Source organism: Tenacibaculum sp. Ill, from assembly GCF_051938915.1.
GTDB classification, from domain to species: Bacteria; Bacteroidota; Bacteroidia; order Flavobacteriales; family Flavobacteriaceae; genus Polaribacter; species Polaribacter larymnensis.
The window spans coordinates 3,018,678-3,040,411 of record NZ_JBPSCW010000002.1 but is presented as its reverse complement, the minus strand read 5'-3'; the positions used below and the strand labels follow the sequence as shown (position 1 = coordinate 3,040,411).

The 21,734-nt window shown below is 31.3% G+C and carries 21 protein-coding genes and 2 tRNA genes; 4 read left to right on the top strand and 19 right to left on the bottom strand.

Annotated features, from left to right (window positions below; genetic code table 11):
* Positions 1-23: 23 nt before the first annotated feature.
* From ACTPNM_RS14405 to ACTPNM_RS14355, 11 genes are all read right to left on the bottom strand, one after another.
* Positions 24-539, bottom strand: a complete 516-nt coding sequence (locus tag ACTPNM_RS14405) for a DUF2892 domain-containing protein (RefSeq protein WP_440122484.1) — start codon at positions 537-539, stop codon at positions 24-26.
* A 61-nt stretch (positions 540-600) separates the two neighbouring features.
* Positions 601-3,747 (bottom strand): cytochrome c biogenesis protein CcsA, encoded by a 3,147-nt coding sequence (ccsA, locus tag ACTPNM_RS14400; protein WP_440122483.1) that lies wholly within the window; start codon positions 3,745-3,747, stop codon positions 601-603.
* A gap of 105 nt (positions 3,748-3,852) precedes the next feature.
* Positions 3,853-4,731, bottom strand: coding sequence for a phosphatidylserine decarboxylase (locus ACTPNM_RS14395; protein ID WP_440122481.1), 879 nt, complete (start codon positions 4,729-4,731; stop codon positions 3,853-3,855).
* Positions 4,732-4,736: 5 nt separating this feature from the next.
* On the bottom strand, positions 4,737-6,800 hold the full coding sequence (gene scpA / locus ACTPNM_RS14390) for a methylmalonyl-CoA mutase (RefSeq protein ID WP_440122480.1): 2,064 nt from the start codon (positions 6,798-6,800) through the stop codon (positions 4,737-4,739).
* Positions 6,793-7,440, bottom strand: coding sequence for a hypothetical protein (locus ACTPNM_RS14385; RefSeq protein ID WP_440122479.1), 648 nt, complete (start codon positions 7,438-7,440; stop codon positions 6,793-6,795). Before ACTPNM_RS14385 ends, scpA begins: the two co-directional genes overlap by 8 nt.
* Positions 7,433-8,779 (bottom strand): methylmalonyl-CoA mutase subunit beta, encoded by a 1,347-nt coding sequence (locus ACTPNM_RS14380; protein ID WP_440122478.1) that lies wholly within the window; start codon positions 8,777-8,779, stop codon positions 7,433-7,435. The genes ACTPNM_RS14385 and ACTPNM_RS14380 overlap by 8 nt, the downstream gene beginning before the upstream one ends.
* A complete protein-coding gene (locus ACTPNM_RS14375) occupies positions 8,779-9,096 on the bottom strand; it encodes an FtsB family cell division protein (protein WP_440122477.1) in 318 nt (105 codons plus the stop codon). Before ACTPNM_RS14375 ends, ACTPNM_RS14380 begins: the two co-directional genes overlap by 1 nt.
* Before the next feature lies 1 nt (position 9,097).
* A complete protein-coding gene (gene udk, locus ACTPNM_RS14370; RefSeq protein ID WP_047790269.1) occupies positions 9,098-9,703 on the bottom strand; it encodes a uridine kinase in 606 nt (201 codons plus the stop codon).
* 100 nt (positions 9,704-9,803) lie between these two features.
* Positions 9,804-9,877: transfer RNA gene (locus tag ACTPNM_RS14365), tRNA-Thr, on the bottom strand.
* A 167-nt stretch (positions 9,878-10,044) separates the two neighbouring features.
* Positions 10,045-10,119 (bottom strand) — tRNA-Pro (locus ACTPNM_RS14360).
* Between the two features lie 146 nt (positions 10,120-10,265).
* Entirely contained in the window at positions 10,266-10,496 is a 231-nt protein-coding gene (locus ACTPNM_RS14355) for a hypothetical protein (RefSeq protein WP_125066875.1), read from the bottom strand.
* A gap of 360 nt (positions 10,497-10,856) precedes the next feature.
* Here ACTPNM_RS14355 and ACTPNM_RS14350 point away from each other — a divergent pair, with 360 nt between their 5' ends.
* On the top strand, positions 10,857-11,468 hold the full coding sequence (locus ACTPNM_RS14350; protein WP_440122476.1) for a DUF1684 domain-containing protein: 612 nt from the start codon (positions 10,857-10,859) through the stop codon (positions 11,466-11,468).
* A gap of 33 nt (positions 11,469-11,501) precedes the next feature.
* On the opposite strand, the gene ACTPNM_RS14345 is transcribed toward ACTPNM_RS14350, so the two are convergent.
* The 4 genes from ACTPNM_RS14345 to ACTPNM_RS14330 all read right to left on the bottom strand — a co-directional run bounded on the left by ACTPNM_RS14345 (position 11,502) and on the right by ACTPNM_RS14330 (position 14,338).
* Positions 11,502-12,206: a crotonase/enoyl-CoA hydratase family protein gene (locus ACTPNM_RS14345; protein ID WP_440122474.1), complete on the bottom strand. Its 705-nt coding sequence runs from the start codon at positions 12,204-12,206 to the stop codon at positions 11,502-11,504.
* Between the two features lie 54 nt (positions 12,207-12,260).
* Positions 12,261-12,653, bottom strand: coding sequence for a fluoride efflux transporter CrcB (gene crcB, locus ACTPNM_RS14340; RefSeq protein ID WP_440122472.1), 393 nt, complete (start codon positions 12,651-12,653; stop codon positions 12,261-12,263).
* A gap of 150 nt (positions 12,654-12,803) precedes the next feature.
* On the bottom strand, positions 12,804-13,775 hold the full coding sequence (locus ACTPNM_RS14335; protein WP_440122471.1) for a BT_3928 family protein: 972 nt from the start codon (positions 13,773-13,775) through the stop codon (positions 12,804-12,806).
* A gap of 17 nt (positions 13,776-13,792) precedes the next feature.
* The gene (locus tag ACTPNM_RS14330) at positions 13,793-14,338 is read right to left on the bottom strand and encodes a DUF1599 domain-containing protein (RefSeq protein ID WP_099213972.1); all 546 of its coding nucleotides are present in this window, start codon (positions 14,336-14,338) and stop codon (positions 13,793-13,795) included.
* Positions 14,339-14,418: 80 nt separating this feature from the next.
* Between ACTPNM_RS14330 and folP the strand changes: the two genes are divergently transcribed.
* Together folP and cdaA are read left to right on the top strand one after the other, a co-directional pair.
* The gene (gene folP / locus ACTPNM_RS14325; protein WP_440122840.1) at positions 14,419-15,237 is read left to right on the top strand and encodes a dihydropteroate synthase; all 819 of its coding nucleotides are present in this window, start codon (positions 14,419-14,421) and stop codon (positions 15,235-15,237) included.
* An 80-nt stretch (positions 15,238-15,317) separates the two neighbouring features.
* Positions 15,318-16,100, top strand: coding sequence for a diadenylate cyclase CdaA (gene cdaA, locus ACTPNM_RS14320; RefSeq protein ID WP_125066882.1), 783 nt, complete (start codon positions 15,318-15,320; stop codon positions 16,098-16,100).
* A gap of 48 nt (positions 16,101-16,148) precedes the next feature.
* Here cdaA and ACTPNM_RS14315 read toward each other — a convergent pair whose 3' ends face one another.
* The 3 genes from ACTPNM_RS14315 to truA form a co-directional block, all read right to left on the bottom strand.
* Positions 16,149-16,604 (bottom strand): hypothetical protein, encoded by a 456-nt coding sequence (locus ACTPNM_RS14315; protein ID WP_440122470.1) that lies wholly within the window; start codon positions 16,602-16,604, stop codon positions 16,149-16,151.
* Between the two features lie 70 nt (positions 16,605-16,674).
* Positions 16,675-18,441 (bottom strand): ABC transporter ATP-binding protein, encoded by a 1,767-nt coding sequence (locus tag ACTPNM_RS14310; RefSeq protein WP_440122469.1) that lies wholly within the window; start codon positions 18,439-18,441, stop codon positions 16,675-16,677.
* Entirely contained in the window at positions 18,441-19,175 is a 735-nt protein-coding gene (gene truA, locus ACTPNM_RS14305) for a tRNA pseudouridine(38-40) synthase TruA (RefSeq protein ID WP_440122467.1), read from the bottom strand. Before truA ends, ACTPNM_RS14310 begins: the two co-directional genes overlap by 1 nt.
* A 247-nt stretch (positions 19,176-19,422) precedes the next feature.
* Between truA and ACTPNM_RS14300 the strand changes: the two genes are divergently transcribed.
* Positions 19,423-19,920 carry a metallophosphoesterase family protein gene (locus ACTPNM_RS14300; RefSeq protein WP_440122466.1) on the top strand — a complete coding sequence of 166 codons (498 nt, stop codon included), beginning with the start codon at positions 19,423-19,425 and terminating at the stop codon, positions 19,918-19,920.
* Here the strand turns inward: ACTPNM_RS14300 and ACTPNM_RS14295 are convergent.
* Positions 19,903-21,732, bottom strand: coding sequence for a tetratricopeptide repeat-containing sensor histidine kinase (locus ACTPNM_RS14295; protein ID WP_440122465.1), 1,830 nt, complete (start codon positions 21,730-21,732; stop codon positions 19,903-19,905). The two genes, ACTPNM_RS14300 and ACTPNM_RS14295, sit on opposite strands and share 18 nt — an antisense overlap.
* Positions 21,733-21,734: the final 2 nt, after the last annotated feature.

Sequence of the window (21,734 nt, the reverse complement as noted above, 5' to 3'; positions counted from 1 at the left end):
AAACTCAAAAACACGAAGAAGTGTTAAATCTTCTTCATTTGTTGCTTCATCATTTGCATTTGCTCTTTAAGCATTCCATGTTTATCTAGCTTTTTAGCTTCTGCCATTAAGTTCGTAGCTTCTCTTTTTCTGCGTTTGGTCATTGCTATCCCAGCTAACTGTAATTTAGCCATAGCTAAATCATGATCCATAGCTAAACCTAATTTAACAGCTTTCTTTAAATATTTTTCAGCTTGAGTTATGTTCGTTTGAGACAACATAATTCCGTGTAAGTAGTTATAGTAACCTTCTTGCTTTTTCGTTAAAGCAGCAGAAGGATTTTTAATATATCCTAACCATTTTTGAGCTCCAGCAAAGTTTTGTTTACGTAGCTGTAAAAAGGCCAAAAGAATAAATTCGTTTTTAAAATAAAATAAAATAAACAGCCCAGCAAGTAGAAGTATAGATATACCGTTCATGATGTGCCCTTGTGTAAATTCATACACTGACCATACAGTTATTAAGGTAGCTAATACTAATTTTATATTTTTATTGAACATAATTGTTTTTTCTTTTTATCGGTTTGCAAAAATACATTTTTTTAACAGAAAAACTGCCAACTTACTTCTTGTAATACTTTTTATTCTTTACCCAAGCTAGAATTCCTAAGATACTAACAAAAGCTATAGAGTAATATACTGAAGTAGGGGTGATTACTTTATCACCACTAGCATACGAATGTAGTCCTGATAAATAGAAGTTTACCCCAAAGTAAGTCATCATAATAGATGCAAAAGCTATAATTGACCATAAGTTGAAGGTATACCTTCCTCGTAAACCTGGAATTAATCTCATGTGTAACACAAAGGCATATACCATAATTGAAATTAAAGCCCAAGTTTCTTTAGGGTCCCAACCCCAGTAGCGTCCCCAACTTTCGTTAGCCCACATACCTCCTAAAAAGTTACCAATAGTAAGCATTACCAAGCCTACGGTTAATGCCATTTCATTAATAACAGTTAGTTCTTTAATATGTAGATCCATTTTCTTTTTATTCTTTTCATTAGTGAAAATGATTAAGAATAAAGAAAAGATTCCTAAAATCATTCCCATAGCAAATGGACCATAACTAGCTACAATTACAGAAACGTGAACATATAACCACCAAGAATTTAATACAGGTTGAAGGTTCGCAATTTCAGGATCTAACCAGTTTTGATGCGCAAACATTAAAATAACTGAAACTAAAAATGTGGTAGCAGCAATAGTTAATGAAGATTTTTTTCCTAGGATCAATCCAAACAACATGGTTGCTAAGCCAACAAAAATAATGGACTCATAAGCATTACTCCAAGGAGCATTTCCACTTATATACCAACGAGCAGTTAACCCTAAAACGTGAAAGACAAATAAGAAAATTACAATACCTATTAATACTTTTACTACACTGTTAACCCATGGTTTATTGTTGAAAATTTGTAAGAAAACAAATACAATTAAAACTAAACTTACATATCCGTAAGATTTAGAAAGTTTAACAAAAATGTTTAGTTTGTTGTAAGCTATTTCTAAATCGATTTTATCTTTTGCAGGGATAACTTCTGAACCAAACTTTTGTTGAAACTTCTTAATTCCGTTTAGAACTTTGTTAGTTTCAGTATAGTTTCCTGACTTTTTTGAAGCTTGTAATAATTGTAAATAAACAGGTAATGATTGACGAACAAAAACAGAGTCTGTTCCTTTAAAGTTAGCTTGTAGTGTTTCTGGTTGAGAAACCCACTTATTGTTTTCATCATTTGGAATAGGGTAGATGCGTAACATACCACCTCCTAAAGCTTGAGATAGTAACCAAACTCTTCGTTCAATTTTTATAATATCTTTCTCAAACTTATTTTGAATTTTTTTCTTTTCAGCTTCAACTACTAGTTTGCTAATTTTTGAAGAGCCATCTTTATTGTAGAAATCAATAAAACGAGCATATTCAGCATCTTCAGGTACACCTAAAATTTCTCTAACTTGGGTGTTTCCATCTTCTAAATATACAAAAGGAACATTTAGCCAAAGCATAGGGTTTTCAGTAATAGAAAGTAAAATTTGGCTTGGGTCTAAATCTTTGAATTTATCAACATGCGCTACTTTCCTCACTAATTCAGAAGCAAAAGTATGAGCAGGTTTCATACGTCCGCCAGCATCTTGAATAACTAAAGAACTAAATAAAGCAGCGTGTTTATCATCTACTTTATTAGCTGTTAAAATAGAATCTATTTGAGCTTCAGTAATTTGTTTTGGTTCATGAGTTTCATGTTGACCAAAACTAACTAAAGAAAATAGTAAAGCAATAACAGATAATTTAGCTTTTTTATTTCTGATTTTTACTAATGATTGTTTTAAATCATCAAAGCGAGTATTTTTAACAAACAATGAAGCGATTAATCCGAAGAATAATAAAAAATAACCGATATAAGTAATCCAAGTTCCCCAAAAATCGTGGTTTACTGATAAATGTGTTTGTTCGTGTTCACCTTCGATTTTATAACTTGATTGGAAGAATTTATAACCTCCGTAATCTAAAATATGATTCATAAAAATTCTATAATCAAAAGTTTCATTAGGTGCTATTACGGTAATCTCACTAGCATAAGCAGCTGCACTTTCTGAACCAGGGTACTTTTCTAACTGAAAGTCATTTAGTTTTATACTAAAAGGAGTTTGTAATAATTTAGCACCATACCATGCTCTAAAGTTTAATTCACCAATACTAAATTGTTGTTGATTATCAACATTAAACTTTCCACCGTAAAACTCAACACGTTTAGTTTCTCCGTTAGCAGTAACATCAAAAATTACAGTGTCATATTTTTTATCGTCTTTTTTACCTCTTACAGTTTTTATTTCTCCTTTTTCTGGAGATTTAGGAACTACAAACTGTAGACCATTTACATTATGAAGTGTTAGCAGTTGAAAGTATTGTGCACTATCTTTAACTATTAAACCTTTTTTCTGGTCAGCCATTCTAAACCAATCACCATCATTTTTAGAAATCATTTTTAAGCTACCATCTTCATAAAAGAAGTTAATTGAAGCCGCTTCTTTATTAGGAGCTTCAAAACCTACTAAAATGTTATGAATGTTCTCTATAGTTCCTTTTTTAATGTAGTGTTCATGTCTACTTCCGTCAGAACTTTCTACAAAAAACAAGTGTTCAGTTCCGTTTTCATCTAAAACCATTTTTGTTTCAGACCAAGGGATATAGTCCACTAAATTAAAAGTAACTTCATGGTTTTTACCTCCTTTTTCAGGTTGGAAGTTTTCTCTAAAGTTTACCGAGTTATCGCCCCAAGCAGATAAAAGTAACTTGTTAGCAGTGGTTTTTTGAAATTCGCTATTATCAATTATTACATTTAAATATGTGTGTTCTGAATAAAATTGGTTGGTTGTTTCTCCTTCGTCAATAACCATTAAACCTTCATAACTAATATAACGAGTAATACCAGCTCCAATTAAGATTAAAAGAAAAGAAATGTGAAATAACAATACTGACCATTTTTCTTTTTTATATAACCTGTACCTAAAAATGTTTCCGAAAAAATTGATAACAAAAAACACCATTATTAACTCAAACCACCAAGTGTTGTAGATTAGTGCTTTAGAAGTTTGTGTTCCGTAATCGTTTTCAATAAAAGTTGCAACTCCCATGGCAATGGCAAAAGCAAAAAATAAAACGGCCATTAAACGGGTAGAGTAGAGGGTATCTAAGATTTTTTTCATCAGTAAATCTGCTAAGTATAAAACGACGCAAATTTACGGATTAAAGCTTTAATCGCCTTATGAAATCAATCATTTTTAAAAGGTAAAATGTTAAATTTATGAAGGTTAATTTCCAATACGTTCTCCCATTTTAACAAAGGTTTCCATTCTGTTTTTAGTGTTAGCTAAAATGTCTTCGTCAATAGTGGTTTTTGAGCTATCAACCAATAATACAATAGTAGACCCTCCAAAAGCAAAATATCCCATCTCATCACCTTTTTTAACCTCTGTATTTGGGGTGTAAGTTTCTATGATGCTTCCAACCATCGTAGCGCCCACAGGGGCAATGATAATATCCCCTTTGTCGTGTGTTTTTAAAGTGCAGAATTCTCTTTTGTTTTCACAGAATACTCTGGTGAAGTTAGCAGCTAGGGCATAAGGTGATACTGAAAAATAACGTCCTTTAATTTTTGTTACTTCAGATGGAATTCCGTCGTAAGGGAAGTGGTAACGATGATAATCGTTAGGTGCCAATCGAAGTATAATTAAAGAATCGTCTTTATGCTTTGTGGCTAGTTCTTTGTTGCCTAAAAATTCTTCTAAGGTGAATTTTCTTCCTTTAACAAAGAAGTTTTGAATATCTGAAATATTTTTAAAGGCTAACATTTTTCCGTCACCAGGAGAAACAAAACCTTCTTCAATAGGTCGGGCGTCAGATTTTAACTTTCGATAGAAAAAATCATTAAAAGAAATATAGTCTTCTGAAGGTCTTTCGGCTTCGCTCATATCAATTTGAAGCTCTCTAACAAAACTATTTATTTTGTTAATAGAGTTGGGTTTGTTCATGAGTTTACCATACCACGATGATAAAAATTTACGCTTAACTAATGGCAATAAAGCCATTTTACCAAACGGGTTGTTATATAGCAACTTTAAATACCCTTCTCCAGGAGGGGTTTCGGTAATTATTTTACCTGTTTTTCTATCAATGAATTTTATTTTCATAACCGTTATTCTTCGGTACTATCAATTAAAATAGTTAACATGTCAATAGCAGCTTGTGCAATTTTAGTTCCTGGACCAAAAACACCTACGGCACCAGCATCAAACAAGAATTGGTAGTCTTGTGCAGGAATTACACCACCAACAATAACCATAATATCTTCACGGCCATATTTTTTAAGTTCAGCAATAACCTGAGGAACTAAGGTTTTATGTCCTGCAGCTAATGATGAAATTCCTAAAATATGTACATCATTTTCTATAGCTTGTTTGGTAGCTTCTTGCGGAGTTTGGAATAAAGGGCCTATATCTACATCAAAACCTAAGTCGGCATATCCTGTAGCTACTACTTTAGCTCCACGATCGTGACCGTCTTGTCCCAATTTAGCAATCATAATACGTGGACGACGTCCTTCTAACTCAGCAAACTTATCAGCTAGTTCAGTAGCTTTTTTAAATAACTCGTCATCTTTTATTTCTTTACTATACACGCCAGATATGGTTTTATGCACTGCTTTATGACGTCCGAAAATAGTTTCAAGGGCGTCAGAAATTTCACCTAATGTAGCTCTGTTTCTCGCAGCTTTTACTGCTAAATCTAATAAATTTCCTTCACCTGTTTTAGCAGATTCAGTTAAATCGCTCAATGTTTTATCAACTTCAGCTTGATTTCTTTTTGATTTTAAATTGTTTAGTCTATCAATTTGAGATTGACGAACGGCTTCGTTATCAACTTCTAAAATATGTAAAGGGTCTTCTTGTTCTAGCTGATATTTATTAACACCAACAATAACATCTTGACTACTATCAATTTTGGCTTGTTTTATAGCAGCAGCTTCTTCAATACGCATTTTAGGAATCCCTTTTTCAATAGCCTTGGTCATTCCTCCTAATTCTTCAACTTCTTGAATTAATTCCCAAGCTTTGTTGGCGATTTCTTCGGTAAGTTTTTCTACATGATAACTACCCGCCCAAGGATCAACCGTTTTTGTAATATGGGTTTCTTGTTGTAAATATATTTGTGTGTTACGAGCAATGCGCGCTGAAAAATCAGTAGGTAAGGCAATTGCTTCGTCTAAAGCGTTGGTGTGTAAACTTTGTGTTCCTCCAAAAGCAGCAGCCATAGCTTCAATTGCAGTACGAGCCACGTTGTTAAAAGGATCTTGCTCAGTTAAACTCCATCCACTAGTTTGGCAGTGAGTTCTTAATGCTAACGACTTTGGATTTTTAGGGTTGAATTGTTTTACCAATTTAGCCCATAACATTCTACCTGCACGCATTTTGGCAATTTCCATAAAATGATTCATTCCGATAGCCCAGAAAAAAGATAGGCGAGGAGCAAAGGTGTCGATATCCATTCCTGCTTCCAATCCTTTTTTTATGTATTCTAATCCGTCAGCTAAAGTGTATGCTAATTCAATTTCTGCTGTAGCACCAGCTTCTTGCATATGGTAACCAGAAATAGAAATTGAATTAAACCTAGGCATGTTTTCAGAAGTATATCTAAAAATATCAGCAATAATTTTCATTGATGGAGTAGGTGGGTAAATGTAAGTGTTACGCACCATAAACTCTTTTAATATATCGTTTTGAATAGTTCCGGATAATAATTCTGGAGCTACACCTTGTTCTTCGGCTGCTACAATATAAAATGCCAAAATTGGTAATACAGCTCCGTTCATGGTCATAGAAACCGACATTTTATCTAGCGGAATCTGATCGAACAAGACCTTCATGTCTTCCACAGAATCTATAGCAACACCTGCTTTTCCAACATCACCTTGTACACGTTCATGGTCTGAGTCGTACCCTCGGTGTGTAGCTAAATCAAAAGCGACCGATAATCCTTTTTGACCCGCAGCTAAATTTCTACGGTAAAAGGCATTACTTTCTTCTGCAGTAGAAAAACCTGCATATTGACGAATTGTCCAAGGTCTACGAACATACATAGTAGAGTATGGTCCACGTAAGTTAGGTGCAATACCAGCAACAAAATCTTCGTGTTTAAAGTTTTTATATTGCTGCTCTTGGCTTTTATCTATTTGTATGTTTGATATATCTTGTCTACTCATTTTTGTCCAAGGTGTTTAAAACAGTGTAATACAGTTCGAATGCAATAAAGGTTTTTAAAGAAGGGTCTTTGTAGTTTTCTTTATTTATATATGTAAAAGCAAAAGCACTTGAGCGAGGAGATGTGTCAGGTATATCTCTTAAGGTTGCAAGCACCTCTTTTAAATCGCTAACTTTTGTCTCTTTAAGTAGTTTACTTGAGTATTCATCAGAATAATTCACTCCTAATTTGTTAGTGTATAGGGGTTCTGTGCTGTTTCTCTCGTCTTTAATTTCGGTTATTTGGATTTGTTCTTCTTCTTCAATGTTTTTTATAAAACGTTCAAATTTTTCTTTATCAGTAATCCAGATATATTCTTTTAAAGTTTCATTAGAAATCTTTAAAAGTTCTAATCCTTCTTTAGAAGTTAAAATGTTTATATTGATCCTGTTAGAGTTGAAATCATTTACATACTTAAAAAAAGCTTCATCAGAGTTTTCCTTGTTGATTGAATAATAGTTGCAAATTTGACTCTCAAATGAATCAACCATCAATTTGATAAGTTCAGTTTTTGGAATGTTGCCTAGATTTTGAGCATTTAAGGATAATGTTCCAAAAAGGAATATAATGAAAACAGATATGTTAACTAGTTTTTTACTCATTTTTTAAACGTTCTTGTTCTAGCTTTTCTGCTAATCGTTTTTGGATAATAGGTTGAATTAGGGTTTTTTCATTACGAATTTTCAAGAAAGGAGAAGCTTCTAAATCGTTTTTCATCTTGTCTTCTTCGTTTTGAATTTTGTTTGTACCAAGTAATACTAACTCTCCTGAATCGAATAATTGTTGTTGTTTATCCGCAGTTTCTTTTATTTTTCTTTGGATAACTCCTTCTTTTAGTTGTTTTAAAAAACCACCACCTTTCTCTATTAACTTAAAAACTTCTAGTGCTTTTTGAGCAAGTTGTTGAGTGATTGTTTCAATATAATATGCACCGTCAGCAATATTTTGAGCTTCTGCTAGCTCACTTTCTTGTTGTAAAATTAATAGCTGATTTCTTGAAATACGTTCTCCAAATTCATTTGAGTGATGAAAAATTTTATCATAAGAGCTATTGGCTACTGTATTTGCTCCTCCTAAAATAGCACTCATACACTCTGAAGTTGTACGAAGCATATTTACATTATAATCATATAAGGTTTTGTTTCGTAAACTTGGTTGAGCAAAAATATGGGCAGTAGCTTTGGTGTTGTATTCGTTTAATAAAGAATCCCATAAAATCCTAAAAGCTCTTAGTTTGGCGATTTCAAAAAAGTAATTGCTACCTACTGAAAAATTAAAGTGAATATTATTAGCAATTGAACTTCCGAAATGATTCAAATATTCATTTGCATGTGCAAGGGTGTATGCTAATTGTTGAACAATCGAAGCTCCAGCATTTTGATAAGTAGAAGCGTTAACACAAATGGAATTTTGAGTTGCTTTTGCTATTTCTTCTAATTGGGTATGGTCATTTTTAAGATTAGAATACCAATTTCCTGAGCTGGCTAAGTGTCCTATAATATCAATGTTAAAAAAGCAATTGTCTGAGTTTGTATAATCAGCTAGTTTTTTAATGAGTTCTGATGATAAAAAATCAAAAGTAAAGTAAAGTGTAGTTTTTTGAGTGTCAATTCCTTTTAATAAGGCATTGTAGTCAAACTCTTTTTTAGCAATGAATTCAATAGCACTAGCTCCTCTTTTAAGAGAGTCGATAGCAAACGCATTTGCTTTTTCTTCATCTTCAATATTGATAGATTGGCAAATGGTAAAACCTTGCTTGGAAGTTTTTACTCTAATATTAGTTCTATCTTCTTTAGTGTAAAAAGGTTTTACAGTAATACTCTCTTCAGTTTTCCATAAAAGAGTGTCGTTATAATCGGCACCTTTAAGGTCTACTTGTATTTTTTGTTTCCATTCTGCAGGGGTAACACCTTGAAATTCGTCAAATAAATAGTTACTCATTACTTTTTTATGGTATCAAATTCAATAATATAAATATCTTCATCTTCTTTCTTCATTAAATATTTTTCTCTAGCATAGCGTTCTAGTTGAAGAGAGTCTTGTAGTTGTTGTATGGTTTTTTTGTCTTTCTTGATTTTTTTTTCATGATAATCAATCCAGCTTTTTAACTCATTAATTTCTTTATTAAACTCTCTATGTGTAAGGTAAGAATTTTCATCAAAAAAAAGCATCCATACCACAAATACAGTAAGTATAATCACATAAATATTAGTGGCTACTTTAAAGGAAGGTTTGTTTTTTATTGATTTAAAACTCATGTTATAAACGGTCGTTAATTACAGTTCTTACAATGTCTATAGCAACAGTATTATATCTGTCGTTAGGTATAATAATATCAGCATAATTTTTAGTAGGTTCAATAAATTGTTGGTGCATTGGTTTTAAGGTGCTTTGGTAGCGGTTTAAAACTTCATCAACATCTCTACCTCGTTCTTTAATGTCTCTTCTTACACGTCTAATTAAGCGTTCGTCAGCATCAGCATGAACAAAAACTTTAATGTCACACAAGTTACGAAGTTCTTTGCTATTAAAAATCAAAATACCTTCAATAATAATAACTTTTCTTGGGTGTGTTTTTATTGTGTCTTTGGTTCTGTTGTGGGCAACGAATGAATATACAGGTTGTTCAATAATGCATCCGTTTTTTAATTCAGATAGGTGATCTACCATTAAATCAAAATCGATAGCTCTAGGATGATCAAAGTTTATCTTTGTTCGTTCTTCGTAAGTTAGGTTATCTGTTTGTTTATAGTAAGAGTCTTGAGAGATAACGCATACTTCATCGGCAGGAAGTTCGTTAATAATTTGGTTTACTACAGTGGTTTTTCCACTCCCTGTACCTCCAGCAATACCAATAACAAATATATTTTTCATTAAGTTTTTGTAAAAATAGAGTTATGACAAATTTAGCAAATTAAGCGCATAAAAAAAGCGCTAACTTTTTTGTTAGCGCTTTTAGTTTTTGAGCCGATGGAGGGACTCGAACCCACGACCTGCTGATTACAAATCAGCTGCTCTAGCCAGCTGAGCTACATCGGCGTTTGCTTTAAAAGCGTGGCAAATATATAATGTTTTTTGAAACTGAAAAAACTTTTTTTAAAAATTTTTAATGCTTGTTTTTTGTAATGGTTTAGAGAGTTTTTTAAGTTGTTGAATTAGAGTTTGTTTTAACTTTTTTAGTGAAGTTTTTTTTTTAATAAAATAAGTCGGGATGAGTGGATTCGAACCACCGATCTCTGGTCCCCCAGACCAGCACTTTAACCGGACTAAGCTACATCCCGATTTCACAAATATATTTAAAAAAGAAAAGTTCTAAGTAAATTTACTTAGAACTTTATCAAGAATAAATATTATAATGAGAGTGGTAGTTGATGAAACTACTATTCTTATGTATATATCATAAACGAGCTTAAAGGTTGTTTATTGTTTAAGCTGTTAAAGGTTTTCCTTTTAAACGTTTTTCAATACGTTGTTTTACAGCTGTTAAACGCTTCATTAAGTCCATTAACGTGCTGTCTTTTGTTTGTTTATATACCTCATTAATCTCTAGAATCAGAGCTTTTGCTTCTCTAGAGGCTAGTATTCTATCACTAGTAGTAACAAATTTGAATTTTCTGTTTTCAAATTCTTCTGCCTTATTGATTAATTCTGAATTCATAAATTTACCAATTTAATTTAAAATTTCTTTATTAGGTTTTGTCTGATAAAAGATATATGCCTAAAATAACTGGGGCGGCAAATATATGGGAAACTTTCTGTTTGCAAAGAAACAAGCTCATCAATTTGTTTTATTATTTAATAAGTTTTTCTTATAAGGTGAAAAAATCTTTTCTTACACTATCTTATATCAGTCATAAGTATTATCTATAAATATAAATGTAACGATTTTATTTTGTTATTTCAAATTATTAATAGAAAATTAACAGTTTTCACCTCTTTATTTAGCGATTTTTTAAGGAATGATGGTGTTTTGGTTGTAATACAGTATTTTTGTGTTAAGAGATATATAAATGCCAATATGAAAAAACTATTATTATTAATTTTTACTGTTTCAATATTGTCTTGTAACAGTCAAGGAAAAAGAGCTGTCTTGGGAGAGTCTGATTTTCAAAAAGAAATGAATACTAAGTTCAAAGACGCTTCTAGGTCACCACTTACCAAAAAAGGATTAAAGAAGTTTAAAGGATTAGATTTTTTTCCTATTGATAAAAAGTATACTGTAAAAGCAGAATTAGTAAAAACACCAGATGCGCCTATTTTTGATTTTCAAACGACGACCGATAGGGTGGCGATGTATAAAAAATATGGTGTTTTATCTTTTTCTATTGATGGAGAGGATTTTAAACTAGTTATTTATCAAGATGTAAATCCTAAGCCCGAATATGCAAATCATTTGTTTTTACCTTTTTTAGATAATACGAATGGTAAAACGTCTTATAAAGGAGGTCGTTTTATAGATATTTATACAACAGATATCCAGAAGGATGGAACTGTGGAGATTGATTTTAATAAAACATACAATCCATATTGTGCTTATAGTGATAGATATTCTTGTCCAATTACACCAAGCGATAATTATTTAGATACAGAAATTAAAGCAGGGGTAATGGCTTATAAGAAACCTAAATAAATAAAAAGTCCTGCAAATTGCAGGACTTTTTATTTATTTAGAAGGAGGTGTTAGACCTTCTTCACTGTCTTGTTTGATAGCTTTAGCTAAAGATTCTAAATATGATTCTCTTACTTTTAACTTGGTCTCTTTATGTGCTTTCTTGTTTAGTTTAGAAAACATTTCTGCAACCTTTACAGCTGTTGGTAGTAAGTGTTCTTGAGGAACAACTTTATCTAAAAATCCAGCAGTAATAGCATCTTTAGGGTTATATATTTCAGAGCAGCTAACGCTTCTTTCAAAATAAATAGGAGATAAGCGCGCTTTTGCTATTTCAATTCCAGCATTGTGCATAGTCATACCTATTAAAACTTCATTTAGCCCAATTTTAAAATCACCTTCAATACCTAACCTATAGTCAGTAGATAGGAGAAGAAAAGCGCCCTTAGCCACTGCGTGTCCTGAACAGGCTGCAATTATTGGGTAAGGAAAAGAAAGCATTCTATGTGATAATTGCGATCCTTTAGTTACTAGTTCTAAGGCTGATTCAGGAGACTTTGTCATGCTTTTTAAATCATAACCTGCTGAGAATATTCCTGGTTGTCCTGTTAATATTACAGGTTTTTCTTCTTTTTCAGCTTTGTCAAAAGAGGTGTTTAAAGCATCAATCACTTCATGAGAAATAGCGTTAGCTTTTCCGTTAGTAATAGTAATAATTACGTGATTTTCTTCTGAATTGTATTGTATAAGTTCACTCATTTGTTATATAAATTTACTCACAAAGTGAGGTTTGTTTTAGGGGTAAAGTATTATTTAAATTGATTGTGCGTTCGTCCAAAAGTAATTAACAATGTAGATTCCTGCGAAAACAGCTAAAAACCCGATGATAAAACTTGCTATAGTGTATAAAGCAAAAGAGGTAAAATCGCCAGACTTTAAAAAGATATGATTTTCATAAGCAAAGGTTGAAAAAGTTGTGAATCCACCACAGAATCCAGTAGCTAATAATAAAGTGTGGTTTTGAGTTATTGTTTCGTTTTTAGTAGCAAGTCCTAAAATAATTCCAATAAGTAAACTTCCAAGAATATTAGCTGCAAAAGTTCCGTAAGGAATTCCTGTTTGCGAACTGTTTAAAGCTTTTCCAATGATGTATCGTAATACGCTTCCTGCACCGCCACCTATAAAAACTAATAATAATTGTTTCACAAAAATATTTCTAAGTTAATAGCTTGGTTTTGCTCTCTTATTGAAAGAGATGTTGTAAGAATCTCTACAAGAGCTATTTCATGTTATTGCGAAAATAAGAAAACCTCACAAATTTGTGAGGTTTTCTTTATATATAAATAGTATAACTGTTTATAGTTCTACATCATCGGCATCGGTCCAATTCCATTTTCCAACAATGACTCCTCTTTTTACGGTAACAATACCAGGGTTAGCCCTAATTACTGTTTTTAAAGCAGTTTCATCACAAAACCCAAAAGTATAAGGAAGTCCATATTCTTTTTGAGTTGCAGCTAAGTCTTCAATATAAGAAGCAGTTAGTACATAAATTTCATAACCTTGTTCACTAGCTTGTTTAGCTACTTCAGAAACTCCAGTAATACCTTCTTTTTCTGTTTTCTTGAAGTTAGACATGATAATAAGCATAGCTTTTTCTTTAGCAAGCATTCCTTCTAACTTATCTCCTTCATCTGTTTCAATCATGAAATCGTGTATAGGAGGAAGCTCATCGCTATCTTCTGGATATTCCATTCCTTTAGCAATATCTGTTCCTATAGAATAAGCTCTAAAATCAATAATTGGTAAATGTTGTAAAACATAGTAACTAATAATGAGCGCTAAAAAAACAGAAGAAAAGGTTGTTATTGAAGAAAACTTATTTGAAATTAAAGGCTTAATGTGTTTAACACCTATAATAAGAATAACAATAAAGATCATAAAAACAACATTCTTGTAAAATGTTTCTTTAGGAGTAAGCTTTAAAGCGTCACCAAAACATCCACAATCTGTAACTTTATTGTAAGTATATGAATACCATGTTAAAAATAAGAATACTAGGTTTAAACCAAATAAGCTCCAAACGGTAAGTTTTGGTTTATAACCAACTAAAAGCATAATACCTAAAACCAATTCGGTAACAATTAAAAGAATTGAAAAAGGTAAAGCAAAAGGAATTAAGAATTCTAAGTTTAGTACACCGGCACTAAAGTACTCTTCAAATTTATATTGAGATCCAATTGGGTCTACTAATTTTACAAATCCAGAGTAAATAAAAAGAAGTCCTACAAGTACTCTTGAAATATGAGTTAACATTTTTAAAATCATATAGGGATGTTTTTAGGTTAATTATCTGATTCAGAAAGGTGAATCATGGCAAAAATAGCATAATTAATCATATCTTGATAATTAGCGTCAATTCCTTCAGAAACTAAGGTTTTACCTTGATTGTTTTCTATTTGTTTTACACGAAGTAGTTTTTGTAGAATTAAATCGGTTAACGAAGAAACTCTCATATCTCTCCAGGCTTCACCATAATCATGGTTTTTGTTTTCCATTAATTCTTTGGTAATCTTTATGTGCTTATCATATAAATTAGTAGCCTCTTCAGTAGTTAAATCAGGTTGCTCAACAACGCCAAGCTCAATTTGAATTAATGCCATTATTGAGTAGTTGATAATGCCAATAAATTCTGATTTTTCTCCTTCATCAACTTTTCGTTCAGTATTTTCTTGTAATTGACGTATGCGTTGAGCTTTTATAAATATTTGATCGGTTAATGAAGGAAGTCTTAATATTCTCCAAGCACTACCATAATCACTCATTTTTTTTACAAACAAATTTCTACATTCTTCAACTACAGTATCATACTGTTTAGAGGTGTTCTGCATCTTTCTTATTTAAAAGTATTCGACCAAAAATAGTAAATATTACAAGCTTTTCATTTATTTTTACTTGGAAATTTAGCATGATGACAATTAATTGTAAAGGAACCTTAGTAGATTTAACTAAGCCTAAGGTTATGGGGATTTTAAATGTTACTCCTGATTCTTTTTTTGATGGTGGAAAGTATAAAAACGAACGAGATATTCTTGAGCAAGCAGAAAAGATATTGAGTGAAGGGGCTACGTTTATAGATGTTGGAGCGTATTCTTCAAGACCAGGAGCAAAACATATTTCGGAAGAAGAGGAGCTACAAAGAATGCTTCCTGTTGTGGAATTGCTGATTAAAAACTTTCCTGAAATTATTATATCGATAGATTCTTTTAGAAGTAGAGTGGTAGAAGAGTCGATTAATGCAGGGGCAGCAATTATTAATGATATTTCTGGAGGAAAGATGGATGAGCAGATGTTTAAAACAGTTGCTAAACTTCAAGTTCCATATATTATGATGCATATGAAGGGAACGCCGCAAAACATGCAACAAAATCCACAATATGAAAATGTGGTTACAGAAGTGATTTCCTTTTTTGCTGAGCAGCTTTTTAAATTGCGTGAACTAAAGGTGAATGATGTAATTATTGATGTTGGTTTTGGTTTTGGTAAAACGCTCGATCAAAACTATGAGTTGCTTAAAAAATTATCACTATTCAAAAGTTTAGATGTTCCCATTTTAACTGGTGTTTCAAGAAAATCAATGTTGTATAAGTTGTTAGGTGTTACACCAAAAGAAGCTTTAAATGCTACTACCGTAGCTAATACAATTGCTTTGTTAAATGGTACACATATTTTAAGGGTGCATGATGTAAAGGAAGCAGTTGAGACGGTTAAAATTGTGGGGCAGTTGTAATAAAATCCTTACATTTACTTATCAGGCAATTTATAATGCCTAAAAACTTGTTTTTAAAGTTAAAAAACTTCAAAAAATTAATGAATTTAGATTTTATCGACTTTTCGTTTCTTGATGTGTTAGATATTTTTTTAGTAGCAGTGTTGCTTTTCTATATATATAAATTACTAAAAGGAACTGTAGCTATTAACATTGTAATTGGAATTGCATTTATATTTTTAATATGGAAAGTTACTCAGGCTCTACACATGGAAATGTTGAGTGGAATTTTGGGTTACTTACTTTCTGGTGGTGTTATAGCATTGATTATTGTATTTCAACAAGAAATTCGTAAGTTTTTATTAATGATAGGGACGACTAATTTCTCTACTAAAAAAGGGTTTTTAAATCAGTTGAAGTTTCTAAAAACTGAAATTCATACAGAAACAGATGTTGAAACTATTTTGACAGCTTGTGTTAATTTATCAAAAACCAAAACGGGTGCATTGTTAGTGATAGAGAAAACAAATAATCTTGATTTTTTAATTAATACTGGTGATAAAATGAATGCTTTGGTAAATGAAGCAATTATTGAAAGTATTTTTTATAAAAATAGTCCGTTGCACGATGGAGCAACTGTTATTCGTGATAATTATATTGTAGCAACTCGAGTAATATTACCTGTTTCTAATAGTGCTAAGATACCTTCTAGGTTTGGATTACGTCATAGAGCAGCTATTGGTGTTAGTGAGAAAACGGATGCAATTTGTTTGTTGGTTTCAGAAGAAACAGGGGAGATTTCGTATATAAAAGATGGAGAGTTTGTGTTATATAAATCGTTAGAAGAACTCCATAGGAAATTAGAAAAAGATGTAATGGCATAAAAAAAAGCTCGCAACTTGCGAGCTTTTTTATTTTCTGTTCAAAAAAGATTATTGAGCAGGAGCCATTTTAGATTGAATAGCAGTCATAACGCTATTGAATTTTTTAGCAGCTTCTTCGTCTAAGTTAGCAACGATGTCTTTAGCTTGTGTAGCTAATTCAACACCTTTTTTAGCTAATTCAGAGTTCTTTACTACGTCTCCTTTTGCTTCGATATAATCTTTAGCATATTGAGAATAAGACTGTAAGTATTCTCCTACTTTTGGGTCTTCAAATTCTGGAATTTCGATACCTTCGATTGCAGATTCTACAGCTTCAACAGCTTCTTCAGTAGCCTCTTTAGCTTCTTCTGTTGCTTCAGTAGCAGCTTCTTTAGCTTCTTCAGTAGCTTTTTCTACAGTTTCAACAGCTTCTGTTGTAGCGTCTTTAGCTTCTTCTTTAGTGTTCTTACATGATGTTGCTAATAAAGCACCAACTACAAATACTGATAAAATTACTTTTTTCATCGTTTATTGATTTTTAGTTTTTAAGATTGAATAACAAATGTACTATTTTGATTGATGTAAACAAATTTATTTACACCACCGTTTCACTATTAAACTGTTTTTCGTACAAATTCTTATAATAGCCCTCATGTTTTTTTAACAATTCTGTATGATTCCCTTTTTCAACTATACAACCCTTGTCCATAACAATAATCATATCAGCTTTTTTAATGGTTGCTAAGCGGTGTGCAATTACAATAGAAGTTCTGTTTTTTGTGATTTCGTCAGTTGCGTATTGGATCATTTGTTCTGAATGTGCGTCAACAGAAGAAGTGGCTTCATCTAAAATCAAAATACTAGGTTTGCTAACATAGGCACGTAAAAAGGCAATTAATTGACGTTGACCTGAAGATAACATACCTCCGCGTTCTTTTACATTATAATGATAGTTGTTAGGAAGACTCATTATAAAATCGTGGATTCCAATTTGTTTGGCAGCAATTTTAACTTCTTCAAGAGAAATACTTTCATTGTTAAGAGTGATATTATTTAAAATACTATCAGAAAATAAAAATACATCTTGAAGTACTACGGCTACTTTTTGACGTAAAGAAGCTATTTTATAGTCTTGAACAGGGATATTATCGATAGATATTTCACCGCTATCTATTTCATAAAAGCGATTTATCAAATTAATAATGGTAGATTTTCCAGCTCCTGTAGCACCTACAATTGCAACGGTTTGTCCTTTCTCAACACTAAAACTAATTCCTTTTAAAATTTCTTCTCCTTTAATATAGCTAAATCGTACATCTTTAAAATTAATAGTTCCTTGTATATTATTAGCAGTAATTGTTCCGCTTTTATCTATTGAGCTCTCAGTATCAATTACATTAAACACACGTTCTCCAGCAACAATACCCATTTGTAATTGATTAAATTTATCTGCTATTTGTCTTAAAGGTCTAAAAAGCATTTGAGCCATTTTAATAAAACCAATAATAGCACCAACACTTACAGCTTTATCTTCAACAACTTGTAACCCGCCATACCATACGATAAGTCCTATTGCAATAGAAGAAAGAATTTCAGCAATAGGGAAGAAGATAGAGTAGTACCATACAGTTTTAACATGAGCTTTTTTGTGCTTATTGTTAATTTCAATAAAGTTCTTATACTCAATTTTTTCTCTATTAAAAAGTTGAACAATTTTCATTCCAGTAACTCTCTCTTGTACAAAACTATTAAGGTTTGCTACTTGGTTACGAACATCTTGAAAGGTGGATTTTATAGCTATTTGGAATAATTTGGTAGCGTAAATTAATACAGGTAGGGTTGCTAAAGCAATTAAAGCTAACTTCCAGTTTGTATAAAACATTACAATGATTACTACAATCATTTTTAAAACATCACTAACAATCATAAAAACACCTTGTGTAAAAAAGTTAGCAATAGTTTCTATATCTGAAACAACGCGAGTTACCAATTTTCCAACTGAAGAATTATCAAAATACCCCATTTTAAATTGAAGTATTTTTCTAAAAGTTTTGGTTCTTATGTCTCTAATAATGTGTTGACCTACCCAGTTGGCGTAATAAATAAAGCTAAATTGAAAAAAGACTTGAATAAGTAACACAACTATCATAGCAATTGTGAAATATAATAGCCTTGAAATATCTTTAGTTACAGTGAAATCGTCTATAGCTGTCATTAAAATGACAGGGGTTAGTACAGCAAAACCAGCTAGTAAAATGGTAGATAATGCTGCAATTATAAATCGTACACGGTATTTTTTTGCAAAACTCATTAGTCGTGCAAAAATTTTAATATCGAATGCTTTTCCTGTTGTTTTACTCACTATATATATTCGTATTTTACTTTTGTTAAAAATAAACCTTTTGCAGGAACTGATACGCCTGCATTACTACGATTTTTACTTTCTATAATTTTTTTGAAATCATTTATAGTTATTTTTTCTAGACCAACATCAATTAATGTTCCTACAATAGCACGAACCATGTTTCTTAGAAAACGATTAGCACTGATATGAAACGTTAATTCATTCCCGTTTTTAATCCATTCAGCATTAGTTACTGTACAGTTAAATGTATGTACATCAGTCTTTACTTTTGAAAAGCATTCAAAATCTTCATAGTCGTATAGAGTTGCAGCGGCTTTATTCATTAACTCTATATTTAATTGCTGATGATGTAATTGCCAAGTGGTATCTAGTAAAAAAGGGTTTCTACCTAACCAAATTTTGTACTCATAACTTCTGCTAAGGGCATCAAAACGAGTGTGGGCATCGTCATGTACTAATTGTGTTCTAAATATAACTATGTCATCGGGCAGAATAGCGTTTAATTTATAAGAAAAGTTTTCGTTTACTGGAGTATCTACATCAAAATGAGCAAACATTTGTGAAGCATGTACTCCAGAATCGGTTCTCCCTGCGCCTACAATGTTTACTTCTTTTCTTAAAATTGTACTGATTGCCTTATTTATTTTTTCTTGAACTGAAATTGCATGTGGCTGTACCTGCCATCCATGATAATTTTTTCCGTTGTATGCTAATTCAATAAAATACCTCAAGAAGTGTAAATTTTTAAGGAGCTAAATTATAAAATTCTAATTTGAAAAGTGCTAGAGAGAAGTGTAAAATAATGTTTTTGAGTTTTATTAACATATGTTAACAGATTAACTGTAATGTTTGTGTTATTTTTGTCACCTTTATAGAAAACGATAGTGAATTCCCCTTTCATTAATATCCCCTTAGTATAAAGAAATCCATGATGTAATGTCGTGGATTTTTACTTTTTAATTCATTAGTTTTGCTCTAATGAAGAAGATTTTACTCCTTTCTGATACACATAGTTTTATTGATGAACAAATTTTAAAGTTTGTAAAGCAAGCTGATGAGGTTTGGCATGCAGGAGATATAGGTAATTTAAAAGTTACTGATGCAATAAAAAAGCTTAAACCACTTAGAGCTGTTTATGGGAATATTGATGATAAAGATGCTAGAGCAGAATTTCCGTTGGATAATAAATTTATTATTGATGGTGTTTCAGTTTGGATAACACATATTGGAGGTTACCCAAATAAGTATAATCAAAGGGTTAGGGGTGGATTAAAAGAAAATACACCACAGTTGTTTATTTGTGGGCATTCACATATTTTAAAAGTTCAATACGATAAAAAACTAAATTTACTTCACTTAAACCCTGGTGCAGCTGGAAATCATGGATTTCATAAAGTTAGAACTATGTTGCGTTTTGAAATAGATAATGGTAGTATAAGGAATATGGAAGTTATTGAACTAGCTAACAGAGGTTAGCTTGCTAAGATTTTTTTCTTTTTTTAGTATAGGAACCTTGATGTGTATAGAAGTGCCTACATTTACTTCAGATTTTATAGTTAATTTACCATCCATCATGTGAATTCTAGCTTCAACTTGATTAAGACCAATACCATCAGAAAAAGAAGAAGACGAGGTAGAAAATCCTACCCCATCATCCTTAACGAGAACGGTTAGTTGATTATTCTCTTCTTTTAAATCTATTTGTGCATGTTTGGCTTTACTGTGTTTCAATATGTTATTGATTAACTCTTGAATCACATTAAATATTTTTATTTCAAATTCTTGATTATATCGGTTGATGTTTTTTGCAGAAACATCTAGTTTTAATTGACTGTTAGAATACTTTTTAACGACGTCTTTAATAGCGTATTCAAGTCCGAATTTTAATAGAATTGAGGAAACCAAGTTATGAGATAAATCTCTAACCTTTTGCGAAGCTTCAGAAATTATAGCTTGTGTTTTTTCTATTTCTTGAGGAGTATCACCGTCAAATTGTTTTTTTGTAGCTGTTAAATGCATATTAGCAGATGAAAGCAAAGCGCTAACATTATCATGTAATATTTCTGCAATGAGTTTTCGTTCAGTTTCTTTTCCGTCTATTGTAGCATTAAGAATTTTAACTTGTGCTTCTGATTTAACTTTTTCAAGATTTTGTTGTTGTATAAGTTTGCTTTCAGATAATTTAAGGCGTAGATTTTTCTGACGAAGTTTATAGTTATATATGATTACTCCCGAAATAATTAAGACTAAAAAACTTAAGGCGCCAAAGAGCATAGAGGTTTTAGCTTCTTGAGCTTCTTCTAGTTTTCGTTGTTCTTTTACTAGGGCGGTCTTTTCCTTTTCTAAGTTTTCTTTATGTTGAGTGTAAATTTGCTCAACCATTCTTCTAATTTCCTTATCTCTCAAGTTATCTTTAATGTTGTAAGATTTTTCTTGATAATCATAAGCAGTGTAATCTTTAAGAAGGTATAAAGTGTATGCTAAATTAAAATATAAATCCTCTTTAAATTTAGTAGCCTTTATACTATTACTCATTTCTAATAACTCTAATCCTCTAAAGTATACTTCTTTGGCCTTTTTGTAATTTTTTTCATGTAAGTATATGTTAGCTAAATTATTTAGGGCAGAAGCTTCAGATATTTTATTGTCATTATTTTTATGTATTTCTATAGCTTTATTTGTGTATTCTTTAGCTAGAGATAAGTTATCTTTTTTATAGATACCAGATAAATTACTGTATGCTTTAGCTCGTATATCTTGAACCTCTTTGTTGAGAGAGTTTAATTGAATTATTTTTTTATAATAAACTTTAGCACTATCAATTTCGTTTGTTAATTGATAATTGCCAGCTAATCCAATTAGAACTTTAGCATATGATTCGGGAGGAATAGAAGCCATTGGTGAAAATTCATCTTTTGACTCAAATGAATTAAGAATGTTCAAAGATTTGTAATAATAAGAGATAGATTTATTCCTAACATTTAAATTTTGAAAAATTTCAGCTATTAATAAGTTAGTAGAAAAATCTAATTCGGCATTATTTTTTGTTTTTTGGGCTAAAATTAGAGCTTTATTTAAGGCTTCAGTATATTTTTCCTTTTGGTATAGTTGGTATAAGTTATTATAGCTTTCTTTAAGAGAAAGAGAATCAACATTATTTTTTTGTAAATATGTTTTCTTTTCTACATTTATACTATCATTTATTTTAGGATATACAGTACTCAAAGAGTACGAGTTACCTATTGTAAGCATAGAAAGAAAATACGATAAAAATAATACACTTCTCATTT